General features: G+C 56.7%; 20 protein-coding genes. 5 read left to right on the top strand and 15 right to left on the bottom strand.

Going from position 1 to position 22,611, the window contains the following annotated elements; translation table 11 throughout:
- The first annotated feature begins 33 nt into the window (after nt 1-33).
- The 3 genes from QUE75_RS01830 (at nt 34) to QUE75_RS01820 (ending at nt 4,631) form a co-directional block, all read left to right on the top strand.
- Nucleotides 34-954, top strand: coding sequence for a SphA family protein (locus QUE75_RS01830; protein WP_138436901.1), 921 nt, complete (start codon nt 34-36; stop codon nt 952-954).
- A 74-nt stretch (nt 955-1,028) separates the two neighbouring features.
- Complete coding sequence (locus QUE75_RS01825; RefSeq protein ID WP_286253299.1) at nt 1,029-2,678, top strand: flavin-containing monooxygenase; 1,650 nt, start codon at nt 1,029-1,031, stop codon at nt 2,676-2,678.
- A gap of 243 nt (nt 2,679-2,921) precedes the next feature.
- Nucleotides 2,922-4,631, top strand: a complete 1,710-nt coding sequence (locus QUE75_RS01820; RefSeq protein ID WP_286253297.1) for a sigma-54-dependent Fis family transcriptional regulator — start codon at nt 2,922-2,924, stop codon at nt 4,629-4,631.
- Between the two features lie 32 nt (nt 4,632-4,663).
- Here QUE75_RS01820 and QUE75_RS01815 read toward each other — a convergent pair whose 3' ends face one another.
- A complete protein-coding gene (locus QUE75_RS01815; protein ID WP_286253295.1) occupies nt 4,664-5,320 on the bottom strand; it encodes a GntR family transcriptional regulator in 657 nt (218 codons plus the stop codon).
- Nucleotides 5,321-5,474: 154 nt separating this feature from the next.
- Between QUE75_RS01815 and QUE75_RS01810 the strand changes: the two genes are divergently transcribed.
- The gene (locus QUE75_RS01810) at nt 5,475-7,217 is read left to right on the top strand and encodes an FAD-dependent oxidoreductase (protein WP_286253294.1); all 1,743 of its coding nucleotides are present in this window, start codon (nt 5,475-5,477) and stop codon (nt 7,215-7,217) included.
- A gap of 73 nt (nt 7,218-7,290) precedes the next feature.
- On the opposite strand, the gene QUE75_RS01805 is transcribed toward QUE75_RS01810, so the two are convergent.
- The 10 genes from QUE75_RS01805 to QUE75_RS01760 all read right to left on the bottom strand — a co-directional run bounded on the left by QUE75_RS01805 (nt 7,291) and on the right by QUE75_RS01760 (nt 18,244).
- A complete protein-coding gene (locus QUE75_RS01805; protein WP_286253292.1) occupies nt 7,291-8,442 on the bottom strand; it encodes a DcaP family trimeric outer membrane transporter in 1,152 nt (383 codons plus the stop codon).
- A gap of 145 nt (nt 8,443-8,587) precedes the next feature.
- On the bottom strand, nt 8,588-9,883 hold the full coding sequence (locus QUE75_RS01800; protein WP_286253291.1) for a TRAP transporter large permease: 1,296 nt from the start codon (nt 9,881-9,883) through the stop codon (nt 8,588-8,590).
- A 10-nt stretch (nt 9,884-9,893) separates the two neighbouring features.
- Nucleotides 9,894-10,400 (bottom strand): TRAP transporter small permease, encoded by a 507-nt coding sequence (locus QUE75_RS01795; protein WP_286253289.1) that lies wholly within the window; start codon nt 10,398-10,400, stop codon nt 9,894-9,896.
- Nucleotides 10,401-10,469: 69 nt separating this feature from the next.
- Nucleotides 10,470-11,609: a C4-dicarboxylate TRAP transporter substrate-binding protein gene (locus QUE75_RS01790; RefSeq protein ID WP_286253287.1), complete on the bottom strand. Its 1,140-nt coding sequence runs from the start codon at nt 11,607-11,609 to the stop codon at nt 10,470-10,472.
- A gap of 271 nt (nt 11,610-11,880) precedes the next feature.
- Nucleotides 11,881-12,909: a 4-hydroxy-2-oxovalerate aldolase gene (gene dmpG, locus QUE75_RS01785; RefSeq protein ID WP_286253285.1), complete on the bottom strand. Its 1,029-nt coding sequence runs from the start codon at nt 12,907-12,909 to the stop codon at nt 11,881-11,883.
- Between the two features lie 12 nt (nt 12,910-12,921).
- Nucleotides 12,922-13,857, bottom strand: a complete 936-nt coding sequence (locus QUE75_RS01780; protein WP_286253283.1) for an acetaldehyde dehydrogenase (acetylating) — start codon at nt 13,855-13,857, stop codon at nt 12,922-12,924.
- A 30-nt stretch (nt 13,858-13,887) separates the two neighbouring features.
- Nucleotides 13,888-14,682, bottom strand: coding sequence for a 2-keto-4-pentenoate hydratase (gene mhpD / locus QUE75_RS01775; protein WP_286253280.1), 795 nt, complete (start codon nt 14,680-14,682; stop codon nt 13,888-13,890).
- 34 nt (nt 14,683-14,716) lie between these two features.
- Nucleotides 14,717-15,586: an alpha/beta fold hydrolase gene (locus QUE75_RS01770; RefSeq protein ID WP_286253278.1), complete on the bottom strand. Its 870-nt coding sequence runs from the start codon at nt 15,584-15,586 to the stop codon at nt 14,717-14,719.
- A 41-nt stretch (nt 15,587-15,627) separates the two neighbouring features.
- Nucleotides 15,628-16,569 (bottom strand): 3-carboxyethylcatechol 2,3-dioxygenase, encoded by a 942-nt coding sequence (locus QUE75_RS01765; RefSeq protein WP_286253276.1) that lies wholly within the window; start codon nt 16,567-16,569, stop codon nt 15,628-15,630.
- A 1-nt stretch (nt 16,570) separates the two neighbouring features.
- On the bottom strand, nt 16,571-18,244 hold the full coding sequence (locus QUE75_RS01760) for a bifunctional 3-(3-hydroxy-phenyl)propionate/3-hydroxycinnamic acid hydroxylase (protein WP_286253274.1): 1,674 nt from the start codon (nt 18,242-18,244) through the stop codon (nt 16,571-16,573).
- Nucleotides 18,245-18,437: 193 nt separating this feature from the next.
- On the opposite strand from QUE75_RS01760, the gene QUE75_RS01755 reads away from it, so the two are divergent.
- Nucleotides 18,438-19,232 carry a DNA-binding transcriptional regulator gene (locus QUE75_RS01755; RefSeq protein WP_286253272.1) on the top strand — a complete coding sequence of 265 codons (795 nt, stop codon included), beginning with the start codon at nt 18,438-18,440 and terminating at the stop codon, nt 19,230-19,232.
- Nucleotides 19,233-19,254: 22 nt separating this feature from the next.
- Here QUE75_RS01755 and QUE75_RS01750 read toward each other — a convergent pair whose 3' ends face one another.
- The 4 genes from QUE75_RS01750 to QUE75_RS01735 all read right to left on the bottom strand — a co-directional run bounded on the left by QUE75_RS01750 (nt 19,255) and on the right by QUE75_RS01735 (nt 22,610).
- On the bottom strand, nt 19,255-19,563 hold the full coding sequence (locus tag QUE75_RS01750; RefSeq protein WP_138436916.1) for a 2Fe-2S iron-sulfur cluster-binding protein: 309 nt from the start codon (nt 19,561-19,563) through the stop codon (nt 19,255-19,257).
- Between the two features lie 72 nt (nt 19,564-19,635).
- Nucleotides 19,636-20,571 carry a catechol 2,3-dioxygenase gene (locus QUE75_RS01745; RefSeq protein ID WP_138436917.1) on the bottom strand — a complete coding sequence of 312 codons (936 nt, stop codon included), beginning with the start codon at nt 20,569-20,571 and terminating at the stop codon, nt 19,636-19,638.
- A 60-nt stretch (nt 20,572-20,631) separates the two neighbouring features.
- The gene (gene dmpG, locus QUE75_RS01740; protein WP_228263860.1) at nt 20,632-21,696 is read right to left on the bottom strand and encodes a 4-hydroxy-2-oxovalerate aldolase; all 1,065 of its coding nucleotides are present in this window, start codon (nt 21,694-21,696) and stop codon (nt 20,632-20,634) included.
- The gene (locus QUE75_RS01735; protein WP_138436918.1) at nt 21,696-22,610 is read right to left on the bottom strand and encodes an acetaldehyde dehydrogenase (acetylating); all 915 of its coding nucleotides are present in this window, start codon (nt 22,608-22,610) and stop codon (nt 21,696-21,698) included. Before QUE75_RS01735 ends, dmpG (QUE75_RS01740) begins: the two co-directional genes overlap by 1 nt.
- Between the last annotated feature and the right edge of the window lies 1 nt (nt 22,611).

Below are 22,611 nucleotides of genomic sequence, written 5' to 3'. Positions count from 1 at the left end.
CATCCAACAAAAGCAACAAAAAGGAAATCCGAGATGATGCCCAAACCAAGAACACTGAGCAGTAACCTCCTCGCTTTTGCGATCAGCATGACTGCAGCAACTTCACTACAGGCCGTCGAGAACGGTGTTACCAACTGGCCCAATGGGGTGAATTCAGTTCTGCCGGCGATCATGCCCGCACCGGGCGAAACCCAGTTCTATGGCTACACGGTGTTCTACTCCGCAGACAGCTACAAAGACACAAACGGCAACACCACACCCGGCACGTTCGAGCTGGACGTGTTCGCCCAGGCCTTCCGCCTTAACCACACCTGGGACCACCAGACCGATTCGGGAATCACCTTTACGAGCGGCGCCATCCTCTCCGGCGGGCGAAACTCTCTGGATGTCGGGGTTGCCGACGATTCAGAAACTGGCCTCAACCAGCTTTATGTGACCCCGTTATACGTGAACTGGTCCGCTTCGGAGGCCCTGCACTTCTCAACCGGTTTCAGCGGCTTCATTCCGCTCGGTGACTACGATCGCAACAATCTGATCAACACCACCAGCAACACGGCTTCCTACGTTCAGGAGTTCAACATGACTTGGTTCCCGAACCGGGAATGGGAACTGTCGCTGTCACCTACCTTCACCGTCAATTTCAAGAATGATGACACCGACTATGAGTCCGGTGACGTATTCAACGTGGATTATTTCGCGGGCTATCGCCCTGCTTCGGCACCCCAGTGGCAGGTTGGTATTGCCGGCCATTACACCAGGCAATTCTCAGACGACAAACAGAATGGCCAGACGGTGGGGGACGGCAACCGCCTGCAAAAGCTGGGCATTGGGCCTCAGGTTTTCTACGGCCTGGGACCAAGAACAGCCATCGTCTTCAAGTACCTACACGAGACCGAGGTCAAAAACAGCTCAGAAGGCCGTTCCTTCTGGTTCCAGTTCACCATGCCCCTGTAACCATCCCAGCGTTTGGATGATTTCCGGCCATATGGCCACGTTGCTCAAGCACACAAAAACAAGAGGTTGAACTCATGACTGTACAAACCGATACCATCATTCATACCGACGCCGTTGTTGTTGGCGCCGGCTTTGCCGGCCTGTATATGCTCCACACCCTACGCGACAAACTGGGTATGAAAGCAGAAGTTTTTGAAGCCGCCGATGACGTTGGTGGCACTTGGTACTGGAACCGTTACCCAGGGGCCCGCTGCGACATTTCCAGTTACCACTACTCGTTTTCTTTCTCCGAGGATATCCAGCAGGAATGGACCTGGTCCGAGAAATACGCGGGTCAGGCCGAGATTCTGGACTACCTGAGATTTGTCGCCGATAAGCTGGACCTGAGAGACGACATCACCTTTGAAACTCGGGTAATAACATCAGATTTTGACGAGCATACCAACCGCTGGACCATCAAAACCGACCGTGGCCATACGGTGATTTGCAAGTACTATATTTCGGGCGTTGGCACCCTCTCCACCGCCGCCATCCCGAGCTACCCGGGCAAGGATTCGTTCAAGGGGGACGTGTTCGCGACCTCCAGCTGGCCCCACGAAGGTGTCGACTTCACCGGCAAAACCGTAGGCATCATCGGCACCGGCGCATCTGCTATTCAGGCAATTCCTCTGATCGCCGAGCAGGCCCGCCATCTGACCGTTTTCCAGCGCACACCAAACTACGCCACACCGCTACAGAACGGCCCGATGGATGTCGCCGAAGCTAACGCAATCAAGGCCAACTACGGCTCGTTGCGTAAGGAAGCCCGTGCCGCCCTGGCCGGTGTACCTTTCCCAGATATGCGCGAATCCATCTTCAACGACACTCCGGAGCAGGTGCAGAAGCATCTGGAAGACTGCTGGAACGACGGCGGCTTCGCGCTCTGGCTGGGTAGCTATGGCGATGTTCTGTTCGACGAAAAGGCCAACGCTATCGTGGCCGAATTTGTTCGTAACAAAATCCGCGCCCGGGTCAAAGATCCGAAAACTGCAGAACTTCTATGCCCGGACTACCTGTACGGCACCAAACGCCAACCCTGCGAAACGAACTACTTTGAGACCTACAACCGGGACAACGTGTCGCTGGTGGACATCAAATCCAACGGCATTAACCAGATTATCGAACAGGGTCTGGAGCTAGTTAACGGCGACAGCTATGCCTTCGACTGCCTGATCTATTCCACGGGCTTCGATGCCTTCACCGGCCCCCTGTTCAAGCTCAACCTTAAGGGTCGCAATGACGTACGCCTCCAGGACTACTGGCGTGACGGCCCGAGAACCAATCTGGGGCTGATGTCCAACGGTTTCCCGAACTTCTTCATGATCACCGGTCCACAGAGTCCTTCTGTGTTGTTCAACATGCCTCTGGGTATCGAGCAGCATGTTGAGTGGATCGCCGATACTATCCGTTACATGGAAGCTAACGGCATCGAGACCATCGAGCCTGAAAAGGCAAAAGAGGATGAATGGCGCGGCGTGGTCGAAGGCATTGCGAATTCCACGCTGCTTCCGAAAACCAATACCTGGTATACCGGCTCCAACATTCCGGGTAAACCTCGCTCCTTCATGGTGTATTTGGGAGGTGGCGCCGCATACAAACAAGTTTGTGATGACGTCGCACAGAATGGTTATTCCGGTTTCCTCTTGGGTAGAGCCACTGCTGATAGGGAGGCTATTGCGTCGTGACCTCTCTCCTCGGGGGCTAGTTCCCCATTTACCCGGCGCCGTTGGCGCCGGGCTTTTTCGAACCAGAACTCATCATTTCGTTAACGGTTTCATGATTTCCTGAAATTCTGATTGAGCCTCGGCAGACATCCTACGGTCTGCAGCCAGTTTCCGAGGCGAGCCTCTTGGGCATGATTCATGCTGTCATTCTTCTGATATACCCTGTGTTCAACCCACGATAATGACAACAACAGGATGGATAACATGCCAACAACCACAGACCCGAAGTTTCCCACCAGCCAGGATCTGGTCAGCCAGATTCGTTTTGACACCGGTAAGGGTATGGTCTGGATGCATGAACAGCGTATGCTTCTGATTCACTCCAGCGTCTTCCTCACGCTCAGGAATGAACTGATCACCACCATTGGTTCAGAGCGTACACGGGGTCTGTTGATGCGACTTGGCTTTCATTCGGGTTGGCGTGACGCAGAATTGGCTCGCAAAATTCGCCCGGAACTGTCCACTGCCAATGCTTTCGCCGCAGGCCCCCAACTCGCCATGATCAAGGGGTTGGTTAACGTTTCACCGGTGCATATGGACTTCGATCTTGAGGAAGGCAGCTTCTACGGCGAATTTCTCTGGGACAATGCGTTTGAAGCAGACTTACAGCTGGCCAACAGTGGGGCGACCGACCATGCTGTCTGTTGGTTTCTGACAGGGTACGCCAGTGGCTTTACAACGTTCTACATGGGCCGCAAGGTTCTGTTTCGGGAGGTTGATTGCCAGGCGAAAGGTGACGAGCAATGCCGTATCATCGGCCGACCGGCGGACGAATGGGAAGACCCTTACGAACTTGATCGGATACTGCAACCGGACGCCCTAGCGGAAGAGTTAATCTCTCTTCAGAGCCAGCTCAGCGAACTGCAAGCTCACCAGCGGGATAATTACGACAAGGCAGATCTGGCGATTAATTCCGTGGGGCACGCACCCAAGTTCAAAGAAGCCTGGAACCTGCTCCAAAAGGCCGCAGCCAACAACGTCTCGGTGTTACTTCAAGGCGAAACTGGTGTCGGCAAGGAGGTCTTTGCCCGAAGCCTGCATCTGAATTCAGCGAGAGCCGAGAAGCCCTTCGTTGCGGTGAATTGCGCATGCATCCCTCCTGATCTCATAGAGTCGGAACTGTTCGGGGTGGAAAAGGGCGCATTCACAGGTGCGCATTCCAGCCGGCCCGGCAAGTTTGAGCGCGCCAGCGGCGGAACACTGTTCCTGGACGAAGTAGTGGAACTGTCGCCCCGGGCTCAAGCCTCTCTTCTCCGGGCATTACAGGAAGGTGAGGTGGAGCGCGTTGGCGGCACAGACACCCTGACAGTTGATGTCCGACTGGTGATTGCAACCAACGAAGATCTGGAAGAAGCGGTGGCACAGGGAAAGTTCCGGGCGGATCTTTTTTACCGTCTGAACATCTATCCCGTTTACATCCCTGCGCTGAGGGAGCGCAAAGAAGATATTCCGCTTCTGGTCACACATTTCCTGAAGAAATTTCAAACCCAGTACCAAAAGAAGATACCCGGCGTTTCCGACAAAGCTCAACAAGCACTTATGGCGTACAACTGGCCAGGCAATATTCGCGAGCTTGAGAACATGCTGGAGCGCGGTGTGATCCTGACAGAAAACAATCAGCTGATCGACCTTGAGGCATTGTGCCCGGCATTGGAAAATCCGGAGGGGCCCAACTCAGAGGTCGACAGCGGAGGACATTTGCAGACCTCATCCAAACAATGCTTTAGCAACCCCGACCCAGCCTGCGAGGCGATGCTGGATAAAGGCTTCAAGTTTGACGATTTTGAGAAACGACTCATCCACACTGCCATGTTCAAGGCGGACGGCAACGTTTCCAAAGCGGCTCGCCTGTTGGGGCTCACCCGTGCACAACTGGCCTATCGTCTAGAAAAGTTTGAGTCATCTGAACAGTAATTGCCCCGATACCTGATTTATTGCAGCCCCCATCAGGCTTCTGCTTCAGGTAGCGCCTTCACCACCTGCCGGGCAATGCTGTCTATATGCTCCATCGCTCTGGCTTGCGCGGCAGCGGCGTCCCCGGCTCTGATGGCAGCGATGATCTCTTCGTGTTCGTCTGTCACCTGGCCCAGATGGGCCTCAAAACCACAACTTTGCACGATGAAAAAATCCGACAACTCAAAATTCGCCATTTGCTGGCGAGACACCAGCGGCGAGCGGGCCATGGCATGCAGGCAGTGATGGAACGCCTCGTTGAGTCGGCGGTAGTCCGCATCTGCATCGGTATGGGCCGGGTTGATCTGGTGAATTTTTTCATTGATTTCAGCCAGCCGCCGCACTTCCTGCGCCTGCCCCCGCTCCGCTGCCAGGGCAGCCACCAGGCCCTCATTCGTTGAGAACAGTCGGTAGAAGTCATCCACCTCACTGCTCGATGGCCGGTACACGGTACAACCCACCTGCGCGGTAATTTCGACAAAACCCCGCTCCTGCAGATTGCTCAACGCCGACATGATGGGCTGGCGGCTTACGCCGGTTTCTTCAGACAGCTCCTTCACCACGATTTTTTCGCCAAACCGGTACTGGCGGGTCATCAGCTTTTCAAGGATGTATTCGTAGATGGCGGCTTTCTTGGTGGACTTGTTCATCAAGCTGTCGGGCCTTTGATCGAGTGCTTACGGATACCTGCATTCTAGCGTGCCAGCAGGCACAAGCAATCAATGCCGCCGGGGTTATTCATTGCACACATAAAAACTAACATGCTAGCATCCTAGAATGCAAAACAGGAGGCATCAGACAACAATGACAACCCCACAACACTTCGATACCGACGTAATGATCATCGGCACCGGGCCTACCGGCGGCATTACCGCCCTGGCACTGGCCACCTACGGCGTGCGTGTGCACATGGTGTCGATGTTCAACTGGCTGGCGAACAGCCCCCGGGCACACATCACCAACCAACGTGCCATGGAGGTGTTCCGGGCACTGGGCATTGAAGACGACATCAAGCGTCACGCCACCCCCTGGGAAAAGATGGGCGATACCCTGTTCACCACCAGCCTGGCCGGTGAGGAAGTTGCCCGCATGCGTACCTGGGGCACTGGTGACTTGCGCAAAGGTGATTACATCAAAGGCAGCCCGTGCCCCCTGGTGGACATCATCCAGCCTGAAATGGAGCCACTGGTTCTGAAACACGCGGCAGCACGGGGCGCCCAGGTGACTCTGAACACCGAATACCTGCGCCACGAACAGGATGCTGACGGCGTAACCGTGTATCTGAAAGACCGCATCCGTGGCGAGGAATACTCCCTGCGAGCGAAATACCTGGTGGGCGCAGACGGTGCCAACTCCAGGATTGCCCAGGAAATCGACCTGAACATCGAGGGCCAGATGGCCCGAGCCGGCACCGTGTACGTGCAGTTCAAGGGCGACCTGAGTCGTTACATGGAACACCGCCCCAGTATTCTGAACTGGATCGTTACCCCGGAAGCCAGCTTTGGCGAAATCGGCATGGGCCTGTTGCGGGCCGTGAAGCCCTGGACTCACTGGATCGCCGGCTGGGGCTTTGATATCGCCAAGGGTGACCCGGACACGTCCGAAGAAACCGTCCTGTCCCAGATTCGAGCCCTGGTGGGCGACGACAGCTTTGTGCCGGAAATCGAGAAAGTATCCACCTGGTACGTTAACCAGGCCTACGCCACCGACTATTCCAAAGGCCGGGTGTTCTGTGGCGGCGACGCTGTCCACCGCCACCCGCCCTCCAGCGGCCTGGGTTCCAACACCTGCGTGCAGGACGGCTTCAACCTGGCCTGGAAACTGGCCTTTGTGCTTAAGGGCTACGCCAAGCCGCAGCTTCTGGAAACCTATTCCGACGAGCGCCAGCCGGTGGGCAAGCAAATTGTGCTGCGGGCCAACCAGTCCCGACTGGATTACAAACCACTGAGTGACTGCTTTGGCTTCAAGGAAGGCGTGAACACCGTCGAGCAACTGCTGCAACGCTTCCGCGATCCTTCACCGGAAGGCGCGAAGCTTCGCTCAGACCTGCTGGATGCGCTGGAACTGAAGAACTACGAGTTCAACGCCCAGGGTACAGAACTGAACCAGCGTTACGCCTCCAGTGCCGTGCTCTCCGAGCCAGGCGAAGAGCAATGGCAGGCAGACCCTCAGCTGCACTTACAGGCCACCACACGCCCGGGTGCCAAGCTGCCCCACGCCTGGCTGATTGATCGCTCCGGCAACAAAGTCTCCACGCTGGATGTGCTGGCAGAAGGCAAGCTGACCCTGGTAACGGGACTGTCTGGCACCGCCTGGAAATCCGCTGTTACCGAAATGGATGCACCTTACCTGGCATGCGTGGTCACCGGTGACCCGGATACCAACGACATTTATTGCGACTGGCAACGCATCCGCGAAGTACACGAAGCCGGCGCGGTACTGGTGAGGCCGGATGGCTATGTGGCCTGGCGCAGTGTCGAGCCGGTGTGGGAAATCTCCAAAGCAAAGCAACAACTTGAAACCGTTCTGTCGGCACTTCTTGGGTGACCCGAAACACCAGCCACATACAACAAGGCCGCTCACATGAGCGGCCTTGTCGGTTCAAGTCATCCTGTCAGTGTCAGAATGCAAACTGTGCCATACCCTGCACCCGCAAAGCATTGCCACGATCACCACTCCAGATCTCACGCTGATGGTAAGCAACCTCGGCACCAAAGGTGATGCGGTTTACCGGAGACCAGATGTAGTTCAGGTGAGTAGACTGCACCATCTCGTTGGCGTTTTCGGCACCGGTCAGGCTGTCGGCAACTGCATCATCCCAGTCGGCCGTCGCAATCGCCGTGCCAAGGGTCACAGCGCCCGGCCCCACTTTAAGGGTTGCTGCCAGGGTGCCGCCGGTTGACTCGATGGTTTCAACTTTGCCGTTTGACACGTAGGCCGGTGCCCCAGGGTTCAGGTTGATATAGCCACCAATACCGTCGCCGTGAATTACACTGGCTCTGAGGGTAAGGGCGTCTGTTACGTCCTGGGCAACGCCAAAGGACACACCCCAACCAAACGCGGAATCATCATCGGTGCCATCATCAACCGCCAGTTGGCGCAATACCGCAGATGCGTGGTAGCTGGTTGCACCACGTACGGCGTAACGGATGGTGAAGTCGGGCATACCGTTCTTGGCGTTTGTGGCTTTTACACCGGCGCCATTGGCAGCGTTAACCGAGGCCGCCACCTGACCACCCAACTTTCCGGACTCTTCCAGAGCCACCGACAGATTGCCAGTGGTGTAACGCAGTTGCGCCTGGCGAGTTTCGGACGTGCCCACCGGTACCCGGAAATCTACCGTCGGATAAATGCCGGTAAAGCCCGGGAAGTTGGTCCAAGCCTGGCCGGCCAGAACACCGTTCCACTCTCCGTAGGCGTGGCGCAGTCGCAGGTTACCGGTGCCGAAGAAATCACCTTCAATGACGGTTTTCAGCTCGCTGCCGTCCTCCAGTTCCGTCACGGTGGACAAACCAAGGCGAGACTCATAGGCATCTGCCTGAAAGTGCCCCTCGGAGGAGCTGTCGCTGTCCAGGGCAATGGCGCCCGGGGTGAACAGCGGCCCCAGGTTAGCGTCCTTGTCGTAGATCATGTTGAGTTTGGCATAGCCATACAGGCTCGCTTTGGTACCGGCAACGTTCAGGTCCAGCGCGGCGGCACTGACACTCACCGCCATCAGTGACAGGCTGGCAGTACACCCCAAAAGAACACGAGATTGAGAGATTGATTTCATAGATTCACCATCAGTTTTATTTGTTGATCACGCAAAGTCAGTTTGTTTTTGTGTTTCACATAGCAAGGCAAAGGCCTGGAGCAGTCCCCTCCTGGTGTTGTCGAGATTGATAGGTTGGAAGTAGGCGGACCCAGCCGCCCGGTGATTACTTGGTCAGAATCATCACAAACTCCGGTGCGAACACCATGAGTGCAACAATGAAGAGGTCTGCCACCAGAAACAGAGTGACACCCTTGAAGATATCCACCAGCGAGGCGTATTGGGATGCCACACCGCGAATGACGAAGATATTCATACCCACTGGCGGCGTAATCATGCCGATTTCCAGCAACTTGACCACCAGAACACCAAACCAGATCAGCGATACACCGAAGTCGCTCAGGATCGGCAGAAAAATCGGCAGGGTAATCAGCATGGCCCCGAACGGTTCCATGAACAGCCCCAGCACCAGGTAAACCAGAACGATCATCAGCATCAGTTGCAGATAACTGAGCTCCCAATCGGCCAGCAGGTCGCCGACAGCGCCGGATACGCCACTCAGGCTGAGAAACACCGTAAACATACTGGCACCGATACCGATGATCAGCAGTGATGATGTGGTAGAGAGCGTTTCCAGCATGGACGTTTTGAACGTTGCCAGGTCCAGGCGTCGCAGAATAATGGCAATAACGATCGCGCCACCGGCCCCGATAGCGCCAGCCTCGGTTGCCGTAAACACGCCAGAGAACATGCCACCGAAGATGATCACACCCAGCACCAGAACCGGCCAGATTTCCCGGATTGCCTGGCCCACGGTGTAGTCCAGGGAACCTTCCTCGTGGCGGGGTACCACATCCGGCCGAAAGAAGCTCACTAACAGAATGACCAGACTGTAGCCCAGTGCAGTCAACAGGCCGATGACAATCCCACCGAGGAAAATATCGGTGATGGAGGTCTGGGTGAAGGTGCCGTAGATGATCATCAGAATGCTGGGCGGGATAAGGGCACCGATGGTGCCCCCGGCAGCAATGGTTCCGCAGGCGAAACTCGGCTTGTAGCCAGAGCGTACCATTTCAGGGATGGCGATCTTGCCCATGGCCGCAGCGCAGGCCACGCTTGAGCCAGACACCGCGGCAAAGCCTGAGCTGGCAAACACGCTGGATATGGCCAAGCCGCCCGGCAACCAGCGAAACACCACTTTGGCCGCGTTGAACAGGCCCGCCGTCAGACCCGTGTGGTAACTGACAAAGCCCATCAGCAAAAACATGGGCACGGCGCTCAGTGTCCACTTGGAAAGAAAATCGTAAGGCTTGGAGGCCAGCATGCTGATGGCTACATCAGACCCCATCATGGCAGCGATGCCGCCAATAGAGACACCTATCAAGGCAATCGCAACCGGCACCCGCAGTATCAGCAGAGCCAGCATGACGCCAAGACCAATAAGACCCGTTTCAAGGAACATAACGAATTACCTAAGCCGCGTCAGGGGCGGACGTCGGGAACAGCAAAAGGGGGATGCGAATCAGGCATACCAGGGCCGCCAGACCAAATCCGAAAGGCAGGGTGAAATAGCCCGGCCAGACGATGATCTGGGTATCAAGGGCGACTATGTAGGCGCCTACATCGAACTGCTCCATGGCCTTGGTCCAGGTGCTGATTGCCAGCACGCCGTAGACACCAATGCAGATGATTGCTACCAGCACATCAACAAGACGCAAACCTAGTTTGCCAAACAGCCCTGAGAACGCTTCCACCACAATCATGAAACGCTTTTTTTCGACCCAGGCCAACGGCAGCAGGACCAGCATCAGCATGTAGTATCGGGTAACCATTTCCAGTGTTGCCGGCACCGACACTTCAAACACTGTTCGTGCAATCACGTCGGCACAGATGTGAACCATCATGGCGAGCACACCGATCATGCCAAAGTAGGACAGAAACCCCGTGAGCTTGTCCGTTATCCGGGAAAGTGCGTTCATATCGCCCTCAGACTACCGATGGATACCGGCCACCCAAAGGATGGCCGTATCTGTGATCTGGAATCGTGTTTACTGACCGTAGCTGGCCAGGTCCACCTTTTCGAGAATTTCGGATTCGTAGAGGGCAACAATCGCCTCTTCACTTCCATCGGTGTCGCCAATCAGGCCTTCCCATTTCTCCACCAGTGACTGGAAGCGGGCGATTTTTTCCTCCGCACCGGTGATGCCAAACCGGCGCTCGGAACTTGCGGCAGAACTGACAAAGTCGGCTTCCTTGAACTCGTTCATCGCGGCAACCAGTTCTTCGGAGGGCTCAAGAATCTCAAGACCGCTGTCCAGAGCGACTTTCTTGCCCTCTTCGACCATCTCCAACCAGCGGGCTGTCGTGCGGACATTTGCAATAATGGATGCCTTGACCAAGGCTTCACGGTTAGCCACCGATAGGCTGTTCCAGACACTGTTACGGACGGAATGATTGGCCAGTGAGTGGAAGGTACCCACATCGAGAAGAGTGATGTGGGAAGTCACCTCACCAAGATTGAAGGAAATAACATCAGAGATGGACGTTACTGTGCCATCAACCACGCGCTGAGAGAGCGCTTCAAACGCTTCACCAGTGGTCATGGTAACCGCTTTGCCGCCCATGGCTTCGACCCAGCGAGCATGCTGAGGTGTCGCGGTGCGCAGGCGCAGACCTTTCATATCTTCCGGCTTGCTGACCGGCTTGGTGGTCAGCAGGCTGTACGGGTTAGCGTGGGAGTTGGTGTACACCACACCCAGCTTCTTGAATTCGTCCTGACAGTCACCGCAAGTGACGATGTATTCACTCATGGCGGCGGCAGTCACCTGGGGATTCTGGTGCCCCAGCATGGACAGGTCACCCACCAGGTTGAAGTTCGGCAGGTCGGCCGGGAAATAGGAGGGTAGGAACAGGCCGACTTCTACCATGCCACTGAGAATCGAGGCACGCATGTTGCCCAGGGTGGTGATTTCAGTACCGAACAAACGGCCAGACAGTTTGCCATCGGAAAGCTCAGGCAGCAGCTTCTGAAAATCGGTGTAAAGAGGGTCATGGGCCGGATGCAGAGGTGGCAGACCGGAGGCCATGCGAAGCTCCTTTGCGGAGACACCGGCGGCAGCTGTTGACAGCAGAACCGCACTCAAAATCGCCTTAGCTGCCGTTTTCATGGTCGGAATATTGATTGTCATGATGGTCACCTGATTTTTGTCTTGTAATAGGTATGCATTTCTTCAGCAAATTGATACCTGTCAAGGGCCTGAAACATATTTCCAGTATCATCCTTGATAAGTATTAATGCCCATTCCGAATGGATCGCAGTATAGAAACTGACCAAAGTCAGTCTCAATAAAATTCGTTCACTCCGTGCACCTGGTGCACACTCGTTATTTGGCCACAAAAAAGGGCCAGCGGGGCAAGCCCGGCTGGCCAATGAGGGGTCACAACAACGCCTCTTACGAGCTATTTGCCCTGCTGCTTGAGCAGGTCCAACGCAACGTCAACAATCATATCTTCCTGACCACCCACCATCCGGCGCTTGCCCAGTTCAACGAGAATATCCACAGTCTTCAGGCCATACTTCTGCGCTGCTACTTCAGAGTGACGCAGGAAGCTGGAGTACACACCGGCATAGCCCAGCGCCAATGTTTCACGGTCGACTCTTACCGGGCGGTCCTGCAGCGGCCTTACGATATCGTCGGCGGCGTCCATCAGGGCGTACACGTCCGTGCCGTGGTTCCAGCCCAGCTTGTCGAAGGCGGCAATGCACACTTCCAGCGGGGCGTTGCCAGCGCCGGCACCCATGCCGGAGAGGCTGGCGTCGATGCGGTCACAGCCTTCTTCCACCGCCACCATGGAGTTGGCCACACCCAGCGCCAGGTTGTGGTGGGCGTGGATGCCGGTCTGGGTTTCCGGTTTCAGAACGTCTTTCAGGGCGCGGAAGCGGTCACGAATATCGTTCATGTTCATGGCGCCGCCGGAGTCCACCACGTACAGGCAGGTGGCACCGTAGTCTTCCATCAGCTTGGCCTGCTCCGCCAACCCTTGCGGGGTCTGCATGTGGCTCATCATCAGGAAGCCAACGGTGTCCATACCCAGTTTTCTTGCGTGTTCAATGTGCTGTCTGGACACGTCCGCTTCGGTGCAGTGGGTAGCGACCCGTACGATACGGGCACCGGCTTTGTAGGCGTTGTCCAGGTCGTGCACGGTACCGATGCCGGGCAGCAGCAGGGTGGCAATCTGTGAGTGGGTGACCACTTCGGCCACCGCCTCGATCCACTCCAGGTCGGTGTGGGCACCGAAGCCGTAGTTGAAGCTGGAGCCCTGCAGGCCGTCGCCATGGGCGACCTCGATGCTGTCGACTTTTGCCTTGTCCAGGGCCCGGGCGATGTCCTGCACGTTCTTGATACTGTACTGGTGGCGTACGGCGTGGCTGCCGTCGCGCAGAGTCACGTCGGAGATGTAGAGTTTCTTGCCAGGGTTAAAAGTCATGCTTCAATCTCCTCAGTTAATCAGTGACTCGGCGATGCGCTCGGCTGTGCCCAGGGCCGCAGAGGTCATGATGTCGAGGTTGCCGGCATAGGCCGGGAGATAATGGGCGGCGCCTTCCACTTCCAGGAACACCGACGTCTTCAGGCCACTGAAGTGACCCAGGCCCGGAACATTAAGGGGCTGGTCTTCCGGGATTACATCAAACTGCACCTTCTGCTTCAGGCGGTAGCCCGGCACGTAGGTTTGTACGGCCGCAGCCATCTCTTCCACAGACTTCTCTACTTCGGCCTGGTCTGCTGCATCAGACAGCACGTACACGGTGTCGCGCATCAGCAGCGGCGGTTCAGCCGGGTTCAGGATGATGATGGCCTTGCCCTTCTGGGCGCCACCGACCACTTCGATGGCCTTGGAGGTGGTTTCGGTGAACTCGTCGATGTTGGCCCGGGTGCCGGGGCCGGCGGACTTCGACGAAATGGATGCCACGATTTCGGCGTAGTGCACTTTCGCCACACGGGAGACGGCCGCCACCATCGGAATGGTGGCCTGGCCACCGCAGGTGACCATGTTGACGTTGCCCTCACTCAGATTCTGCTCCAGATTCACCACTGGCACGCAATAAGGGCCGATGGCGGCGGGCGTCAGGTCGATGATCTTCAGACTTTCCTTATGGCCACGCAGGAACACTTCGTTGTGCATATGGGCACCGGCGGAAGTGGCATCAAACACGATGTCGATGTCGGCAAATTCCGGCATTTTCACCAGGCCGTCTACACCTTCGTGGGTGGTGGCTACGCCCATGCGGTTGGCGCGGGCCAGGCCGTCGGATTCCGGGTCGATACCCACCATGGCGCCCATTTCGATGTGCTTGCCGTTACGCAGGATCTTGATCATCAGGTCGGTGCCGATGTTGCCCGAGCCGATGATGGCGGCTTTCAGTTTCTTGCTCATACTCATATTCCTCAAATAATCCGGTGGACCCTATTCGGCACTGAATGACACGCCAACCTGGCCAATGCCTTCGATGACGGCCTCAAACCGGTCGCCGGCGGCCACTGGTGACATAGGCCCCAGTGCACCGGTCAGAATGATGTCGCCTTTACGCAGGGGCTCATCCAGGCTCGCCATTTTGCGTGCCAGCCATACCGCAGCATTCAGGGGGTTGCCCAGGCACTCTGAACCGTCGCCGGCGGAGACTTCCTCACCGTTGCGGGTCATGGTCATGGAGGCCTTGCGCAGGTCTACACCGCCGATCCGGCGGGCCGGGCCACCCAGCACAAAGCAGCCACTGGAGGCGTTGTCGGCCACCGTGTCCACAAAGCGGATGTTCCAGTTCTCGACACGGCTACCGACAATTTCCAGCGCCGGCATTACCCAGTCCACTGCAGCCACCAACTCAGCCAGTCCGGTGTCTGCCCGGGGCAGATCTTCGGCCAGCACCAGGGCGATTTCCGCTTCCACTTTCGGCTGCAGAACACGGCCAAAGGGCACTTCTTCGTTGTCGCCATAGGCCATGTCGGCATACAGGGTGCCAAAATCCGGCTGATCCACGCCCAGCTGGGCCTGTACTTTCGGGTTGGTCAGGCCGATCTTGCGGCCAACAATGCGGGCACCGTTGGCGCAGGCATGGGCCACGTTCAAACGCTGGATCTGGTAGGCCGCTTCCGCGTTGTCTTCGCCGATCTGGTCACGCAAGGGCGGCACCGGCTGTCCGGAAACGTCGGCCTGGCGCAGTTGTTCCGCCAGCTTGTCCAGAACCTGTTGATCTACACTCATTTCAACGTCCTTCAAGGCTATCTGTGGCGGGCGATCAGTTGATGCCGTGCTTCAGGAAGTCCAGAACCATGCGGTTGAACTTGTCAGCATATTCCCACTGCACCCAGTGGCCACAGCGGTTAAAGATGTGCAGCTCGGAACGCTGGATGCCGTTGACCAGGCGAATGCCGGTATCCATAGGTACAAAGCGATCATCGCGACCCCAGACAATCAGGGTTTCGTTCCTGATTTCACCCAGGCGATGGCCTACATCCGGGAACTGCTTGGGGTTGGCCTTGGTGCTGGCAACGAAGTTTTCCAGGTGGTCCTTGCGGGCCAGGATGTTGTCCAGGCGGGTCTGGAACAGCTCTTCAGTCAGGTTGCTGGTTTCGTATACGAAGATGTCCATCATCTCTTTGAGATTGTCCATGTTCGGTTCACGGTACAGCTTACCAATGCGCTTGATGCCTTCAGCCGGCATCGGCGTGAACAGGCTGCCGCCACCGGTGCCACCGCCCATCAGGATCAGCTTGTCTACGTGCTCCGGATACTCCAGTGTAAAGGCGACGGCAGTGTGGCCACCCATGGAGTTACCGATCATGTGGATCTTGTTCAGGTCCAGGGCATCAACCAGCCCTTTGAGAACACGGGCGTTCAGGTGGGAACGGGAGCCATCGTTCACGATGGTGTCGCTTTTGCTCCAGCCCGGGCAGTCCATCAGGATCACCCGGTAGCCGGCGTCGGTCAGGGGCTGGATGTTGCGATTGAAGTTCGCCCAGCCACTGGCGCCGGGGCCGGACCCATGCAGCATCACAACCACTTCGTCACCGGCTTCGGTGTCGTTGTAGTGAATGTTCAGGTCCGCATCGCCTTCGCGGATGGTTACAAACTTGCTGGTACCGGCTTCGGTCCATTGCTGTGTCATGTTCTTTCCCCTCGAAATTACGTGTTGTTGGGCCTGAACACTCAGGCCCTGGCTGCTGTCAGTGCGCCGTAGCCGGCAATCCACTCGGGAATTGGCCGGTAATAACGGGTTTCTTCGGCGTATTCGCCGAACGCAGCCATGGCGGCGGCGGCAGCCACCCAGTTCTTGACTTCATGGGTCGACTTGCCGGCCTTATCGGATACTTCCTGGTTGCTCACGCTGTCGAGTTCCGACAACTTGCCGGTGGCAACCAGGTTCAGGAACCACTGGTCCCACTCCGGGTTGAGCGGGTGCAGGGTGTTCTGGTCGTCGACAAACTTGCGGGCCGCGTCGATCACTCGCGCGGTACGAAGCTCCCGCTCCTCTTCCGGCAAGTCACGACCACTGCCCAAGAGGCGGTCTTTCATGTGATCGTTAGCGGTGGCCAGTTCCGGCACCGGTGGCTGGTGCGACAAGCCACCGGAACCGATGATCAATACCCGCTTGTTCAAGGAAGCGGCCCAGCGGCCCAAAGCTTCACCCAGAAGACGGGCGCGCTGGAACGACGGCAGCGGTACAGCCACGGAGTTGATAAACACGGGAATCACCGGCGTTTTGTCCAGCCCACCGAGCAGGAACTCCAAAGGCTGTGAAAAACCGTGGTCTACCTGCATTTTATGAGACAGGGCCACATCCACACCGGCGTTCATCACTTGCTGAACAGCCTGTTCGGCCAGCTCGGTCGGTACCGGCAAGTCGCCGGCAGCGGTTCCGAAATCGCCAATCGCATAAGCCTTGGTACCAATGCAGAACGACGGCATGATGTCGTAGAAAAAGCCGTTGTAATGATCCGGCGAAAACAGCAGCACCAGCTCCGGATCAAACGTTTCGATGCGCTTACGGGCAGCAGCAATCACACCATTCACTTCGTCGAGAATCGGCTGCTCCGGGTCCACATGCCCCACCAGGGGCGTGTGGGATAAACACTGCAGTAACGCCGTCATATCACGCCACCTTCTTGCCGGAATCCGAGTCTTTCGCGCTGACCGGAGTCGCTTTCAGCACACGCAGGTAATCATCACCGATGCTGCCCAGGGTCTGCGGAATAGCCACGGCGCCAACGAAGCGATCCGGGCGAATGATGGCGACAGAGGCCGGGTACTGGCCGAACCAGTCCTTCAGGCGGTTCTGAACGTCACCGACACGCACCACACCATCCACAACTTCCCGCTCGTTGCGCATCTGCACCGCCGGAATCGCCTGGATAAAGGTGGCACCCAGCGCCTTCCACGCAGCAACCTGCTTCTCGCTCAGGCCCCAGGTGGGGTCTGCGCCCCAGGCAATGATGGCAAAGCCGGAACCGATCACTTCGTCGAGCAGTACTTCGCTGCCCTGCTCGGTCAGCACTTTCGGCTGGATGAACATTTTGCCGACCGGGGACTCTTTGCGGTTTTCTTTCACTTCAACCTGTGCGCCTTTCTCGTACTTCGGCATCGGCTTGAAACGCATCTCCAGGAAGTAGCGCTTCACTGGCGGCACAAAGCCCATGGCCCAGGACAAGCTGTCACGCAGGGTTGCCTGCCAGCGCTTGGGCGGAGCCAGAACGTGGCCAGCCAGAACAGACAGGTCGATCATCGCCTTGGCGTGATCACGGCGTTCCATTTCATAGGTATCCAGCAGCTCTTCGCCGGCCTTGCCCTGTACCACCAGCGCCACTTTCCAGGCCAGGTTGAAGGCATCCCGCATACCGCTGTTGTAACCCTGGCCCTGCCATACCGGCATGATGTGGGCCGCGTCGCCCGCCAGCACAACCCGGCCCTTGCGGAACTGGCCGGCCAGGCGTGCGTTGTGGGTGTACACGCGGCTACGGATCAGGTCTACGTTGTCGGCGTTCGGGATCACTTTTTCCAGCAGTTTGCGCATGTTTTCCGGCTGGTTCAGCTGCTCTTCGGTTTCACCCGGCATCACCATGAATTCGAAACGGCGGATGCCGTGGGGCAGCGCGGCAGAAACGTACGGGCGCTCGGGGTCAGCACATAGGTAAATGTTCGGCGTGGCCAGCGGGTCGTTGGCGATATCCACCACAATCCACTGGTTAGGCGCGGTCTTGCCATCAAAACTGATGCCCAGGTTACGGCGTATGTAGCTATTGCCGCCGTCACAGGCGATCAGATAATCGGCGCGAACGGTTTCTTTCTTGCCTTCCGGCGCATCGGCTACCAAAGTAACGCCGCTGCTGTCCTGGGAAAATTCCTGTACGTCCCGGGCGAACAGCACCTTCACATTATTGAACCGGCTCAGGCCACGGTAGAGAACCGCATCTACCTGGGGCTGGATGAAGGCGTTCCGGCGGGACCAGCCAAACTCGTCGGTCATCGGCTGGATATCAGCGAAGCAACGGCCCTTCGGCGTCAGGAACCTCATGGCGTGATAGGGTGTCGTATGGGGCAGGACTTCATCAATCAGCCCGACCGACTGGATGGTGCGCAGCGCTTCGTCATCAATACCAATGGCACGGGGGTAGTCGATCAACTCGTCGAGCTTCTCCATGACCAGAACCTCAACGCCAGCCTGGCCGAGGTAGTTAGCAATGGTCAGGCCTACCGGCCCTGCGCCCAGAATGGCGACTTTGCAGGTATAATCGGTGGTAGCTGTGCTGGTCTTGTGTGAATTGGTCATGAGAACACCTTGCTAAGCAGTGAGTCGCGTGCGCCGGATAACCGCCTCCAACTGGAAGCTGGGGCCCGCGGGGTTTGCATTTTTTGTCAATTGTCATTTTCCGAGTGGCTGCAGTATAAAAATCAGCCTGTTCTGCTCTCAATGAAAAACCGCCTAGTGGTGCACAGAGTGCACCGGCACCGGAAAGGACCGCATGGAACCTAGCTCTACCGCCAATTACAAAACCGTTCGGGGCCTGACTCGGGGGCTTACTGTGCTTAACGCACTTAACCGGGAACTGGTGGGCGCCACGCCATCTCGGCTGTCCGAGTTGACCGGCATACACCGGACCACCGTGCGCCGATTGCTGGAAACCCTGCAAAGTGAAGGCTACGTGCGGCGCAGCCCGTCTGATGACAGCTATCGGCTGACCATGAAAGTGCGGGAACTCAGCGAAGGCTTCCGGGATGACCACTGGATTTCAGCGGTAGCCGCACCGTTACTGGGCGAGCTGTTGAACGAAGTACTCTGGCCAACCGACCTGACCACGCTGGAGGCAGACGCCATGGTGGTGCGGGAAACCACCCACCGGTTCAGCCGGCTGTCGTTTCACCGTTCCATGGTGGGCCGTCGCCTGCCGTTGCTGGAAACCGCCAGCGGACTGGCCTATCTGGCGTTCTGCCCGGAGAAGGAGCGGAACGAACTGATCCAGTTGCTGGCCCGCCAGCAGGGCCGTGAAGGTGAGATCGCCAGAGACACCAAGGCACTTAACAACCTGTTATTGCGCACCCAGCGAAAGGGGTTTGGCGAGAACTATCAGGACTGGGATCTGGAACAGCGCATTGCCTCCATCGCCATTCCGATCCGCTCCGGGGATGAGGTGCTGGCCTGCCTGAACCTGGTTTACATTGCCGAGGCCATGACCATCGACGACGCGGCAGCGAAGTATCTGCCGGCGATGAACCGTACGCGGGCGAAAATTGAAGAGGCTCTTACCAATCCAGACTGAGCCCTTACCAAAAAATAATGGATCAAGACCTTCGCTGTATTGGCTTTGCAATCTTTCCTATAACTTTTAATGTGAGGTCGCTCAGGGGGGATATGCAACAGGCCAGCACTTGCCGATTTGAAATTGCTTGGTCGTCGACATGGGCTTTGCTCATGGGTCGCGCAGAGAACTCACCATCAACAACTTCAACCTTACAAACCCCGCATCCACCACCTCGGCAGCCAACCTGGATACCTTTCTTTCCGGAACCGATCATACACTCCAACACATTCTGCCCCGGGTGGCAGGTGAAATCGAGTTCCAGTTCATCCAAATGCACCTGATACCGCATAATGAAGCTCCTTGTTATAGGCTGTAGACGGCCGAAACAGGCTAAGCATCCCACCTGTCTCGGCCAGTCACTTCATGTCACAACGGTCAAAAAGCTTTCCCGGGGAACGTTGTCCTGGGAAAACTGAGCCGGCCCCATGTGTGAGGTATCCCAGGTCAGGGTTGGTGTATCGGGGTAATGCACATAGCCCCCCGAGAAGACCTCATTTCTGTTCCCTGAAGGGTCGAAGAAATAGATTGTATTACCCCGGGTAACCCCGTGCCGGTTTGGCCCTACGTCTACCGGAATTCGATATTTCCCGATCATATCCGCCGCGTAGATGACGTCTGTGGCAGACTCCAGGAGGAATGAAACGTGGTGAAAACGACCAGGCTCAGGCTGAATGACAAATGCCACATCATGGGGCTTGGTGGAGCATGTCAGGAACAGCGCCAGTGAGGCCCGGCTCTCTTCATCTTCGATGCGTTCGCTGAGATCAAAATCAAACACCTCCCGGAACAGCCGTGCACTTTCATCAATGTTTGGCCCACCAAGCAGGCAATGATCGAGGCGATTGATCCGGAATCCTCTAATTACGCCTTCATCCGGCATAACACCCGGGTTCCGGGTGCCCAGTGTGTTACCGATCTGCTCTTTCTCGGCATAAAGCTGCATGCGATGGCCAGAGGGAAGGATAAACTCCAGCCGGCGGCCGCTTTTTGGATAAACTCCGGCATCAATCCTTGCGACCTCAAGTCCGAACGCCTGAATTTTGGGCTCGAGCTCAGTCAGGGTTTGATCGTCATAGACCCTGAAGGCCACGTAATCTAGACCCGCTTCATCGGCTTCACGCAAAACAATGGAGTGGTGGTCGTGCTCATCCCATGCTTTGCAGTAGATTTTTCGCTCAGCCTCATCAGCCATGACCTCAATGAGGCCCATGCGATCGACGTAATGTTGCCTGGCATCGGCCATATCGAGAACTCGTATGCCTACTTCCCCCAGTCTTAAAACACCTCGGAGTGCCATGTTTCACCTCTTGTTTTTGTCGGTTCTGGTTAAGAAAAAGGAGGGCCTGAAATCAGGCCCTCAACCTGCTACCGCCTTCAATAATCCACGTTCTTTCGCCATGGTCATGGCCGTATCGTCAATCATGTCTTCCTGACCCCCGATCATCTTCTTTCGACCCAGCTCAACCAGGATGTCTCGAGCTGGCACGCCGTAACGTTTCGCTGCACGCTTGGCTGGCAGCAGGAAGGTTGAGTAGACGCCGGCATAGCCCAGCGCCAATGATTCCCGGTCAATCCGGACAATGTGATCCATCATTGGCACGATGATTTCTTCAGCAACGTCGGTCAATTTGAAGACGTCAACGCCGGTTTCGATGCCCATCCGCTCACACACGGCGGCAAACACTTCCAACGGCGTGTTACCCGCACCAGCGCCCAGACCAGCGACAGATCCGTCGATTCGTGTCGCTCCGGCGTCGATCGCGGCAATGGAATTGGCAATGCCCATGCCAAGGTTGTGATGGCCATGAAAGCCAATCTCGGTCTCGGGCTTCAGCACGTCACGAAGCGCCTGTACCCGGGCTTTAACGTCTGCGGGCAGCATGTAGCCGGCGGAATCTGTGATGTAAACGGTGTGGGCGCCATAGGACTCCATCAATCTACCCTGTTCCGCCAACCCCTTGGGATCATTAAGGTGGGCCATCATCAGGAATCCTGTCGAGTCCATGCCCAGCTCTCTTGCGCAGGCAATATGCTGAGGCGAGGTATCGGCTTCGGTGCAGTGGGTTGCAACGTGCACACTACGTGCGCCCGCGTCATACGCCGAGCGCAACTCATCCATGGTACCCAGCCCCGGGATCAACAACACCGAGACTTTCGCCTGTTTCATTCTGGACGAAACTGCATGGATGTATTCTTCGTTACTCGCCAGTGCAAACCCATGCTGAAGAGAATTGCCCCCCAAGCCAGCCCCGTGCGTCACTTGCACGTAAGGCACCCCCGCATCGTCCATCGCGGTGGCCACTTTGATCATCTGTTCAACAGAAATCTGCTCACGCTTGGCATGCATCCCGTCCCGCAAACACATGTCGTGAAGAATTACTTTCCGGCCTTTCAGATCGCCGGTGATCATGGAATCAGTCATTACGCTACCTCCACGGGTTGGGGATTGAACGTGCCCGCAATAATTTCCTGAGCGAACATCTCTGCCGTGCGGGTCGCGGCGGCGGTCATGATGTCCAGGTTGCCGGCATACTTCGGCAGGTAATCACCCAGACCTTCAACTTCCATGAAAACTGTAACCCGCTTGTCATCAAACACGGGACCATTGACCAACCGGTATCCGGGAACGTATTTCTGTACTTCTTTAATCATGGCCAGAACCGATTTTGTAATGGCCTGCTCATCTGGTGCCTCGTCAGTGAGGCAAGAGATGGTATTGCGCATGATCATCGGTGGCTCCGCAGGATTAATGACTGCAAGAGCCTTACCTCGACGTGCACCACCGACCTTTACAAGGGCGTTGGACGTTGTGTAGGTGAACTCATCCAGGTTTGCACGGGTTCCGGGACCGATAGAATGCGATGCCAGCGTTGCCACAATCTCCGCATAATCCACCGGCTGGACCTGGGCCACGGCATTCACTATTGGAATCGTTGCCTGCCCGGCACAGGAAATCATGTTCACGTTCATTTCGTATTTGTCGGTATGCTCTTTAAGATTGACTGGCGGCACACACAACGGGCCAATGGCTGCCGGAGTCAGGTCAATCATCAACACACCCAGGGCATTGAGCTTGCGGCTGTTGTCGGCGTGAACATAGGCACTGGTGGCGTCAAAGGCTATTTGAATTCCGTCTTCTTCGATATGAGGAAGCAAGCCATCCACGCCCTCTGCGGTGGTTTTCAGGCCCATTTCCTGGGCTCGCTTCAGACCCTCAGATTCCGGATCAATACCAACCATCCAAACCGGCTCCAGGTATTCACTTCGCTGAATCTTGTAAATCAGGTCGGTGCCAATATTTCCTGAACCGATCAAGGCACATTTAATTTTCTGCATG

This window comes from Marinobacter shengliensis, assembly GCF_030297115.1.
Lineage (GTDB): Bacteria > Pseudomonadota > Gammaproteobacteria > Pseudomonadales > Oleiphilaceae > Marinobacter > Marinobacter shengliensis.
This window is presented reverse-complemented; position numbering and strand designations above follow the sequence as displayed.

What these genes read in the sequence shown, in the direction of transcription:
- QUE75_RS01830 (WP_138436901.1), top strand. Translation starts at nt 34, where the DNA reads ATGATGCCCAAACCAAGAACACTGAGCAGTAACCTCCTCGCTTTTGCG.
- QUE75_RS01825 (WP_286253299.1), top strand. Translation starts at nt 1,029, where the DNA reads ATGACTGTACAAACCGATACCATCATTCATACCGACGCCGTTGTTGTT.
- QUE75_RS01820 (WP_286253297.1), top strand. Translation starts at nt 2,922, where the DNA reads ATGCCAACAACCACAGACCCGAAGTTTCCCACCAGCCAGGATCTGGTC.
- QUE75_RS01815 (WP_286253295.1), bottom strand. Translation starts at nt 5,320, where the DNA reads ATGAACAAGTCCACCAAGAAAGCCGCCATCTACGAATACATCCTTGAA.
- QUE75_RS01810 (WP_286253294.1), top strand. Translation starts at nt 5,475, where the DNA reads ATGACAACCCCACAACACTTCGATACCGACGTAATGATCATCGGCACC.
- QUE75_RS01805 (WP_286253292.1), bottom strand. Translation starts at nt 8,442, where the DNA reads ATGAAATCAATCTCTCAATCTCGTGTTCTTTTGGGGTGTACTGCCAGC.
- QUE75_RS01800 (WP_286253291.1), bottom strand. Translation starts at nt 9,883, where the DNA reads ATGTTCCTTGAAACGGGTCTTATTGGTCTTGGCGTCATGCTGGCTCTG.
- QUE75_RS01795 (WP_286253289.1), bottom strand. Translation starts at nt 10,400, where the DNA reads ATGAACGCACTTTCCCGGATAACGGACAAGCTCACGGGGTTTCTGTCC.
- QUE75_RS01790 (WP_286253287.1), bottom strand. Translation starts at nt 11,609, where the DNA reads ATGACAATCAATATTCCGACCATGAAAACGGCAGCTAAGGCGATTTTG.
- dmpG (WP_286253285.1), bottom strand. Translation starts at nt 12,909, where the DNA reads ATGACTTTTAACCCTGGCAAGAAACTCTACATCTCCGACGTGACTCTG.
- QUE75_RS01780 (WP_286253283.1), bottom strand. Translation starts at nt 13,857, where the DNA reads ATGAGCAAGAAACTGAAAGCCGCCATCATCGGCTCGGGCAACATCGGC.
- mhpD (WP_286253280.1), bottom strand. Translation starts at nt 14,682, where the DNA reads ATGAGTGTAGATCAACAGGTTCTGGACAAGCTGGCGGAACAACTGCGC.
- QUE75_RS01770 (WP_286253278.1), bottom strand. Translation starts at nt 15,586, where the DNA reads ATGACACAGCAATGGACCGAAGCCGGTACCAGCAAGTTTGTAACCATC.
- QUE75_RS01765 (WP_286253276.1), bottom strand. Translation starts at nt 16,569, where the DNA reads ATGACGGCGTTACTGCAGTGTTTATCCCACACGCCCCTGGTGGGGCAT.
- QUE75_RS01760 (WP_286253274.1), bottom strand. Translation starts at nt 18,244, where the DNA reads ATGACCAATTCACACAAGACCAGCACAGCTACCACCGATTATACCTGC.
- QUE75_RS01755 (WP_286253272.1), top strand. Translation starts at nt 18,438, where the DNA reads ATGGAACCTAGCTCTACCGCCAATTACAAAACCGTTCGGGGCCTGACT.
- QUE75_RS01750 (WP_138436916.1), bottom strand. Translation starts at nt 19,563, where the DNA reads ATGCGGTATCAGGTGCATTTGGATGAACTGGAACTCGATTTCACCTGC.
- QUE75_RS01745 (WP_138436917.1), bottom strand. Translation starts at nt 20,571, where the DNA reads ATGGCACTCCGAGGTGTTTTAAGACTGGGGGAAGTAGGCATACGAGTT.
- dmpG (WP_228263860.1), bottom strand. Translation starts at nt 21,696, where the DNA reads ATGACTGATTCCATGATCACCGGCGATCTGAAAGGCCGGAAAGTAATT.
- QUE75_RS01735 (WP_138436918.1), bottom strand. Translation starts at nt 22,610, where the DNA reads ATGCAGAAAATTAAATGTGCCTTGATCGGTTCAGGAAATATTGGCACC.